1 protein-coding gene is annotated in these 1669 nt (G+C 58.0%); it reads left to right on the top strand.

Annotation, left to right across the window (positions count from 1 at the left end):
• The first annotated feature begins 87 nt into the window (after window positions 1–87).
• Window positions 88–1635, top strand: a complete 1548-nt coding sequence (locus C8N40_RS22360; RefSeq protein ID WP_108214034.1) for an IS1182 family transposase — start codon at window positions 88–90, stop codon at window positions 1633–1635.
• Window positions 1636–1669: the final 34 nt, after the last annotated feature.

A 1669-nucleotide genomic window follows, 5' to 3' on the forward strand; every position in this document is an offset into this window, starting at 1 on the left:
CACGTCAGACTGTCTAATAATCTCCTGCATTTCGCAACTTTCAGCTGGCTAAGTGGCTAAAGCATAAGATACTACTCTGCCTTAGCTATGAAATTCAAACAAGCCTACAGCCGGGATGAGCCTCCCGGTGGCGGGGCCTCTCTGGAGGAGCTCATTGCCCCGGACAACGAGGTGCGCTTCATCGATGCCTTCGTTGACTCTCTTCCTCTTGAAAAATTAGGCTTCCGCACCGATTTTCCCGAAAACGGCCGTCCGGCTTACCATCCCACTGTTTTGCTCAAGCTGCTGGTTTACGGCTACCTCAACCGCATCCGTTCCTCCCGGTGCCTGGAGCGCGAGTGTGGCCGCAACCTGGAAGTGATGTGGCTGCTGGGCCAGCTGGCGCCCGACCACAACACCATCGCCAATTTCCGAAAGAACAATGCCCGCGCCATCACCCGCGTCTTCCGCGCCACCGTGAAGCTGGCCCGCCACTTTGACCTGGTCGGAGGGGAGCTGCTGGCCGGCGACTCCACCAAGCTCCGGGCCCAGAACTCGAAGAAGAACAACTTCAACCGGGGCAAGATCGCCCGCCACCTGGCCTACATCGAGGACAGGCTCACCGACTGCCAGCTGGGCCTGGGGCAGACAGGCGAGGCCAGCCAGGTAGAGTGCCTTTTAGATGCCATAGCCCGCCACGCCCTGCGGAGGGAATATTACCTCCAACTCCTGCAGCAGCTCCAGGACTCGGGGGAAGACCAGGTCTCGATTTCAGACCCGGAGAGCCGGCAGATGATCATCCGCAACACCATCACCGAGGTGGCCTATAGCGTGCAGGCTACGGTAGACGCCAAGTACTGCCTGTTGATTGATTACCAGGTCACCAACCATAATGACACCAAGGCCATGGGCAATATGGTCCGAAGGGCCAAGAGCATCGTGGGCAACAGCTCCTTCACCGTGCTCTTCGACAAGGGCTACTACACGGGTTCAGAGCTGGAAGTGGCCCAAAAGCTGGGCGTGACAGCGCTGGTGGCCATCCCGGCGCCAGCCGCGAGCGCCCCGGACCCGGCCTACAACCTGGAGCACTTTGTCTACGACAGCAAAACGAACACCTACACCTGCCCTGAAGGCCACACGCTCTCTACCAACGGGCATGTCTACACCAAGAACCTGAACCGCTCTCACCCGACCCACTTCTATCAGTACCGCACCAAAGCCTGCAAGACGTGCGAGGCGCGGGCGCGCTGCACGACCGCCAAAAACGGCAAGCTCATCGAACGCAACACCTACACCCCGCTCTTTGAAGAGAACCGGCAGCGCATTGCTGCCAATCCAGAGCTCTACAGACGCAGGCAGGCCATTGTCGAGCACCCCTTCGGCACCATCAAGAGGCAGTGGGGCTACAGCTATGTACTCACCAAGAAGGGGATAGAGCGGGCCTCGGCCGACGTGGGCCTGATGCTGGTGGCCTACAACCTGCGCCGCATCTTCAACACTATTGGCCTAGAGCGGCTGCGGGCTTACTGGGCAGCCTCTTTAGGCATGCTGTCGACCCTAAATGCCATGTTTAGAACACAGTGGCCAAGCTTTGGCCAACGAATAAAATGCCACACCCTTAGGACAATATATCTTCAAATCACTATCTTTAACTAAGCACCAAGCAGAGGTTTTTAGACAAACTGACGTT

The sequence above is a fragment of the Pontibacter mucosus genome (assembly GCF_003054055.1).
In the GTDB taxonomy this organism is placed as follows: Bacteria; Bacteroidota; Bacteroidia; order Cytophagales; family Hymenobacteraceae; genus Pontibacter; species Pontibacter mucosus.